Genomic DNA, 6,617 nt, shown 5'->3' on the forward strand with positions numbered 1-6,617 from the left:
GCTGCTTTCACCTGACCTGTGAGGAGTGGCCGGCGGCGGAGTAGAGCGCCGGGTCGTACGGGCTGGGACCGCCGCAGGTGACGAACCGGCGGGCGGCGGGGCCGGTGTGCGGGTTGCGGGCCCCGTGCAGGACGCCGGGCGCCGCGTACAGGACGTCTCCGGCGCCGACGTCGATCCAGCGGTCGCGCAGGTACATCTGGCCGACGCCCTCGAAGGCGATGAACGCCTCGTCGCTGTCGGGGTGGATGTGCACGTTGAAGGTCTCGCCCGGCTGCTGGATGCCGCAGTGCAGGCACAGCCGGCTGCTGCCGGTGCCGGGCCAGAAGACGAAGTTCATGGTGGCCCGGCGTTCGGCGGCCTCGACCTGGCCGGTCCCGTCGAAACCGCGCAGCTGCGTGGTGTCGTCCCAGAGCGAGGAGTGCAGGACCGGGTCGCTGCCGACGGGGGCGCCGGCGAGCGGTGTGCGCCACACGTACGCGGTCATTCCCGGGCCGTCGGCGCTGAGGGTGAGGACGTGGCCGGTCGGGGCGTAGGCGGCCGAACCACGTTCGACGGGACGGGCGTGCTCGCCGACCGCGGCGGTGCCGGCGCCCGCGAAGACCACGACGGTGTTCTCCTCGGAGACGCTGTGCTCGGGCGTGTACGACTCGCCGGCCGCGATCCGGACGACGTGCAGGGTGACATGGGTGGCGCCCGCCGCCGGACTGACGGGTGTCGCCACCGTGGTGCGGCCACCGGGAACGGGATGGAACGCGAACTCGGCCGCGGTGATGATGCGGGCGTCACCCAGTGCGGTGACGGCGGGGGCTGCGGAGGATGCGGGCATGCTGGGCTGCTTCCTGTGTTCGAAGGCCTGCTGGGGAGATGCCGGCCGGCGGGTGCGGTGGGGGAGCGGGAAGCCCGGCGGTGGCCGGTCAGGGACCGAAAGTGGCCGGTCCGGGACCGGCGGGGGCGGCTGACAGGGGAAGGCGCTCACGTCGGCAGGTGCGGGGCCGTCGCGGCGTTTCCCTTGCTCTGTCGTGGCGTTTCCCTTGCTCTATGGAAGGTTCGCGCGACGGGTTCCCGGTTGTCTCCCGGGCCGCTCCCGGCCCCGGTGGCCCCTCGGGGAACGGCCGGGGCGGCGGCCGGGACCGTGCGGTGGCCGTCGGCGTCCCGGGTGGTGGCCGCGCACACGTGAACGCCGTACGGCGCACCCCCGGGCAGGGGCGCGCCGTACGGCGTTCACGCGGAGGCCGTGACCGGCCGGTGGGAAAGACCCGTCAGCAGGCCTCGCGGGCGGCCGCGGTCTGGGAACGGTCGGCCACCGGTGTCACCTTCTGCGCCACCGGAGAGCCGGCGGCACGGCGCGCCGGCAGTGGCAGCCGTCCCTCCGCCAGGGCCAGCGCGGCGATGACCACGGCGCCGCCCACCGGTACGTTCCAGGTGATGCTCTCGCCGAGGGCGGCCGAGCCGACGATCACGGAGAACACCGGGACCAGGTAGTTGACGCCGGACGCGGTGGTGGGGCCGGCGTCCGCGATGAGCCGGTTCATCAGGGCGAAGGCGATGCCCGTGGAGGCGCCGCCGAGGACCAGCAGCGAGAGCAGCGGGCCCGCCGTCAGCTCGCCCGGCAGGTCCCAGCCGACGGTGAACGCGGTGATCAGACCGGTGATGACCATGGCGGAGGTGAGCTGCCCCGCGGTCACGGCGAGCGCCGGGATCTTGTACGGGGCGATGAAGCGGCGGACGTAGACGAAGCTGATCGCGTAGCTGACCGCCGCGCCGACACAGGCGAGTTGGCCGCCGACGGAACCGAATCCGTCGGTGTGCCAGGGTCCGACGACCACGATCAGCCCGGCGAAGCCGATCACGAGCCCGGCCACCTTGCGGGCCGTGGGCTTCTCCGTGCGGATGGCCATGGCGGCGAGCCCCAGGGTGACCAGCGGAGTGGCGCCCTGGATGACGCCGGCCACGCTCGCGGTGGTGTGCTGCTCCCCGACGGCGAAGAGGGTGAACGGCACGACGTTGCCGAAGACCGACGCGACGACGATGTGCCCCCAGACCTGGCGGCCCGGGAAGGAGCCCTTGGTCACGGTCAGGATCACCGAGACCACGACGGCGCCCACGAGGAGCCGTCCGAAGGCGAGTTGGAGAGGCGCGAAGGCGTGCAGCGACACCTTGATGAAGGCGAAGCTGCACCCCCACAGCGCGGCGAGCAGCCCGAAGCGGGCCCAGTTGACGGGATGCATCCGATGACTCCTGGAGGTTGCGAACGGGGACGGGGGAGTGGAACAGGGAACGGGGGAGTGGAACAGGGAGTGGGACGGAGGGAACGCGGGATCAGGTCTCGTCGATCTCGAACTGGTCGTACTTCTCCATCAGCGCCACCATCTCGGCCCGCGTCGGCACGTTGCCGTCGGCGAGGAGCTCCGCCAGGCCCGTGAAGTAGGCCTCGCGGTTCTCCGCGGGCGTGAAGATGATCAGCATCTCCGCGGGCGCGTCACTGTCGTTGCGGAAGCCGTGCACGGCGTGCTCGGGCACGTGCAGGAAGTCGCCGGCGTGGGCCTTGTGCCAGCCCGTGCCGTCGTGGACGGTGACCTCGCCCGAGATGACGTAGAAGGACTCCGAGATACGGGTGTGGTAGTGCGGGGCCGCTCCGGCGGCGCCCGGCAGCATGTGGTGGTGGAAGAGGCCGAGACGGCCGTCGGTGGTCTCGGCGAGGGCGATGTACCGGGTGGTCGTCGTCTGCCCGATCCGGACCGTGACGGCGTCACCGAACCTCTTCAGGGTCGACACCAGAAGAGTCATGAGCTCTCTTCCCACATACTCAGATAGCGCTCGCCGGTGTCCGGCAGAACGGTCACGACACACCGGTCGCGGTACTCGGGACGGGCGGCCACCAGGCGCGCCGCGTACACCGCGGCCCCGGCGGACACGCCCACGAACAGGCCCTGTCCGGCGGCGAGTTCGCGGGCGGTACGCAGCGCGTCCGCGTCACTGACGGCGATCGCCTCGTCGATCAGGGAGACATCGGTGGTCGGAGCGACGAAACCGCCGTTGAGACCGGGGATGCGGTGACGTCCGGCGCGCCCGGCCGACAGCAGCGGGGAACCCTCCGGCTCGACGGCGACGATCCGCACGTCGGGGTCCTGCTCGCGCAGGTGACGGCCGATGCCGGTGAGGGTCCCCCCGGTGCCGACCGCGCAGACGAGGGTGTCGGCGCGGCGCCCGGTCGCGGCGAGGGCGGCGGTGATCTCGGGACCCGTCGTGGCGTAGTGGGCCTCGACGTTGTCCGCGTTCTCGTGCTGGCAGGGGAACCAGGAACCGGCGGTGGCCGCGTGGATCTCCTCGGCCTTCTCGATCGCGCCCGGGTAGCCCAACTCGGCCGGGGTCTGCACGACTTCGGCGCCCAGCGCCGACAGCAGGCGGACCCGCTCGGTCGTCGCGTTGTCCGGCAGCACGATGACACAGCGGTAGCCGCGCGCCGCGGCCAGCGCGGCGAGTGAGATACCGGTGTTGCCGGAGGTGGCCTCGACGATCGTGCCGCCCGGCGCCAGATCGCCGCGCGCCTCGGCGGCCTTCAGCATGTACAGCGCCGCTCGGTCCTTGCTGCTGGACATCGGGTTGGCCGCCTCCAGCTTGGCCAGCACCTCGGCGCCCGGCGCCAGGCCCTGGAGTCTGAGGCGGATCAGCGGGGTGGCCCCCACCAGGTCGTCGATCCCGTCGGCGACGGCCGGGCGGACCAAGGGCGGCAGGGGTGAACGGGGCGGGCGGGGTGCCAGGGTGGGCATGATGTGATCCCTCGTCAGATGAAGCGGATGAGTCATGCGTCATGCGTTGGATGAGTTGGATGAGCTGGATGGGGCCTAATCAAGTCGGGCCAGGGCCATGCAGGTTGGGTCGGCCGGAGGGGAGGGGGGAGGAGACGGACCGTGGCCCCGGGCTACCAGGAACCGGCCGACGCGATGCTCGCGACGACATCCTCGGCCGGGCGGCTCGGCTTCCGTCCGGTGGCGGTGGCCGCCAGCATCCGCATCCCCGGCGGCACGTCCTTGTTGACCAGGGCCTGCGCGCCGATCACCGCGTCGTCGCCGACCGTCACCGGGCCGAGCACGGTGGCGTTGGTCCCGAGGATGACGTTGCGGCCCACCACCGGATGCCGGCGGTCGCCCTCCGGCCGGGCGTTGTCGCTCCACCAGCCGACCGCGCCCAGCGTCACCTGGTGGTAGATCGTCACGTCGTCGCCGACGGTGCAGGTCTCGCCGATCACCACCGCCGCTCCGTGGTCGATGAAGACCCGGCGGCCGAGCACCGCACCGGGGTGGATCTCGACGGCGGTCAGCCGGCGTGCCCAGCGGGCCAGCAGGCGCGCCGTCATCCGGTGCCCCCGGGTGTGCAGCCGGTGCGCCACCCGGTGCGTCCACAGCGCGGTCAGCGCGGGGTGCAGCGCCGCCTCCAGGCGGCCACGGACGGAGGGGTCCCGCTCCACGACGACACGCAGGTCCTCGCGCATCAGGCGGAGGAGACCGGTGCCGGTCAGGTCGGGAGGGGTGGCGGACGGCACGGCGCGGGCGGCGTCCGAGCCGGCCCGCCGGAACGGCAGGACGGACGCGGGCTCCTTGGAAGTGGCGCTCACGGAGTCTCCAGTCATCGGGGGGCGGTCGCAGAAGGGGCCGGGACCCGTGTCCCGGGGAAGAGCGGGGAACCCGGAACCCGGCGGTCACGGTGGGGTCCGGGCCTCGGGGAGAGCATCGCCGCCGCCGTTCCCGTTCTCTTCCCGCCCGGATCCCCGGCCGCGACCATCCGCCCCGGCCGGGACCGGACAGCCGCCGACGAACCTCCGGGCCCCGACCGGGAGCGGCGGGGGAGCGATCCGGGAACGCCCGGCGGGACACTCCCCCCGAGCGCCGCTCCGCGCCCGTATGCGCGGGGGGCACGGCCAGGACGGCCGGCCGCGCGACTCACCCTGCGAGAGAGCAATCACCCATGTACGAACGATCAGTTGTCCGGGGTACCCGGAACGCGAGCGACCACGGCGTCCGGCGGATCCCGGCCGCCGCCGAGGAGACGAGGACCCAGCCATGAGTGCGACGGCCGACCACGAACAAGACCCATGTCCGGCAAGCGACGCCGCGCAGCGGCTGCTGCTGATCTGCCCGTCGCCGCGCCTCGTACGCGCGGCAGTCGCCGCCGGTTTCGCCGTACGGATACTCACCGACACACCGCTGCCCACGGACGGCACCATCCCGCCGGGGGTGCCCGTGGACCTTGTCGACCTCACCGACGAGGCCGCGCTGACCGAAGCCATCACGGTGTCGGTCCACGCGCACGGCACGCAACGGCTGCTGGCTCTCGCCGGCACGGCCGAACTGCCCGCGGTCGCCGGGACCGCGGCCCGCCTGGGCGTGACACCCAACCCGGCCGACGCGGCCCGTCTGCTAGGTGAGCCCGCCGCGATGCGGGCCCTGCTCAACGGCAGCCGGCACTCCTACGTCCCGGCCGCGCGGGCCCGCACCGCACAGGAACTGCCCGCCGCGGTCGAGGAGATCGGCGGCCCGGTCACCGTTCGCTCTCTGGCCTCCGGCACCGGTCGGGCGACCGCGGGGGAGCCGGCGGGAGAGCGGGCCTACCTGGTCGAGCAGTACCTGGAAGGCCCCGAGTACGGCGTGGTGACCCTGACGGCCGACGGAATGCACCGGGTCCTGGGCGTGGTGGCCCTGCACGGCGCCTGGCACCCGGGCTGCCACCTCTTCCCGGCGCCCCTGGCGGAACGGGACGAGGCGGAGGCACGCGCGATCGTGACCGAACTGCTCGACCTCGCCGGATACGAGTTCGGGTACGCCTACACCGTGGTCGTGCTGACGGCCGACGGACCGCGGGTGGTCCGGTCCCGGTCCGGGTTCCCCGACGAACCGCTGGCCTCCCTGATCGAGGTCGCGACGGGCTTCAGCGCGGACGAGGAACTGGTGCAGGCGCTCGCCGGGAAGCCGGTGAGCGCGCCGACGGCCGACCGGTACGCGGCGGTGGCGACCTACCGGTTGCCGACGGGACGGCTGTTGTCGGTGTCCGGACTGGAAGCGGTGACCGAGCTGCCGGGTGTCCACCGGGTGCACTTCCCGTACGAGTCCGGGGACGACATCCCCGGCGACGGCCACAGCTCCGAGGGCTACGTGATGCTGAGCGCGGACTCGCCGCAGGACGCCGCGGGAACCGTCGCGGCGGTGGGCAGGCTGCTGCGCGCCGAGATAAGCCGCCGCCCCGACCGCGCCTGAGCCGGCACACCGCCGGGGGCGGATCCCGGTGTCCCGAACCCCTTCCCGAGTCCTTCCCTTCCGGGGCCGACGTCCCGGTAACGGATGCGGAATGTCCCGGGAGCGGCCGACGAGACCTTTCTTTCTGTCAGCACCGCAGACCGCGACGACAGAAGGCGGACCTCATGACCAGCAAGGGTTTCGGAACCTCGGCGGGCCTCTTCGCCACCGCGGCGATCACCGTGGCTCTCGGCCTCGGTGTCGCCGTGGGCGCGACGGCCACGGGCCCCGCCTCGGACGAAGGCCCGAACCTCGTGCCCCGCGTCTCCCTCGTCCACGCCCTCACGCCCACGTCCGACGAGGGTCCGAACGTGGTCGCGGTCGGTG

The 6,617-nt window shown here is 73.0% G+C and carries 7 protein-coding genes; 2 read left to right on the forward strand and 5 right to left on the reverse strand.

Translation table 11 applies throughout. The features are described 5' to 3' along the window. Positions 1-7: 7 nt before the first annotated feature. The 5 genes from AAW13_RS23660 to epsC form a co-directional block, all read right to left on the reverse strand. Complete coding sequence (locus AAW13_RS23660) at positions 8-826, reverse strand: cupin domain-containing protein (RefSeq protein ID WP_046727489.1); 819 nt, start codon at positions 824-826, stop codon at positions 8-10. Between the two features lie 433 nt (positions 827-1,259). Further along, positions 1,260-2,228, reverse strand: coding sequence for a DMT family transporter (locus tag AAW13_RS23665; protein ID WP_046727488.1), 969 nt, complete (start codon positions 2,226-2,228; stop codon positions 1,260-1,262). A 91-nt stretch (positions 2,229-2,319) separates the two neighbouring features. Next, on the reverse strand, positions 2,320-2,787 hold the full coding sequence (locus AAW13_RS23670) for a cupin domain-containing protein (protein WP_046727487.1): 468 nt from the start codon (positions 2,785-2,787) through the stop codon (positions 2,320-2,322). Further along, positions 2,784-3,770, reverse strand: coding sequence for a PLP-dependent cysteine synthase family protein (locus AAW13_RS23675; RefSeq protein ID WP_046727486.1), 987 nt, complete (start codon positions 3,768-3,770; stop codon positions 2,784-2,786). Before AAW13_RS23675 ends, AAW13_RS23670 begins: the two co-directional genes overlap by 4 nt. A 152-nt stretch (positions 3,771-3,922) precedes the next feature. Next, complete coding sequence (gene epsC, locus AAW13_RS23680; RefSeq protein ID WP_046727501.1) at positions 3,923-4,492, reverse strand: serine O-acetyltransferase EpsC; 570 nt, start codon at positions 4,490-4,492, stop codon at positions 3,923-3,925. A gap of 568 nt (positions 4,493-5,060) precedes the next feature. Between epsC and AAW13_RS23685 the strand changes: the two genes are divergently transcribed. Both AAW13_RS23685 and AAW13_RS23690 read left to right on the forward strand, forming a co-directional pair. Further along, positions 5,061-6,251 (forward strand): hypothetical protein, encoded by a 1,191-nt coding sequence (locus AAW13_RS23685; protein WP_046727485.1) that lies wholly within the window; start codon positions 5,061-5,063, stop codon positions 6,249-6,251. 164 nt (positions 6,252-6,415) lie between these two features. Further along, a partial coding sequence (locus AAW13_RS23690; protein WP_143145038.1) for a hypothetical protein occupies positions 6,416-6,617 on the forward strand: 202 nt, incomplete at its 3' end.

Source organism: Streptomyces humi (assembly GCF_001005085.2).
GTDB lineage: Bacteria > Actinomycetota > Actinomycetes > Streptomycetales > Streptomycetaceae > Streptomyces > Streptomyces humi.

Coding starts and splice junctions, on each gene's coding strand:
- AAW13_RS23665 (WP_046727488.1), bottom strand. CDS start 2,228: ATGCATCCCGTCAACTGGGCCCGCTTCGGGCTGCTCGCCGCGCTGTGG.
- AAW13_RS23660 (WP_046727489.1), bottom strand. CDS start 826: ATGCCCGCATCCTCCGCAGCCCCCGCCGTCACCGCACTGGGTGACGCC.
- AAW13_RS23675 (WP_046727486.1), bottom strand. CDS start 3,770: ATGCCCACCCTGGCACCCCGCCCGCCCCGTTCACCCCTGCCGCCCTTG.
- AAW13_RS23670 (WP_046727487.1), bottom strand. CDS start 2,787: ATGACTCTTCTGGTGTCGACCCTGAAGAGGTTCGGTGACGCCGTCACG.
- epsC (WP_046727501.1), bottom strand. CDS start 4,492: ATGCGCGAGGACCTGCGTGTCGTCGTGGAGCGGGACCCCTCCGTCCGT.
- AAW13_RS23685 (WP_046727485.1), top strand. CDS start 5,061: ATGAGTGCGACGGCCGACCACGAACAAGACCCATGTCCGGCAAGCGAC.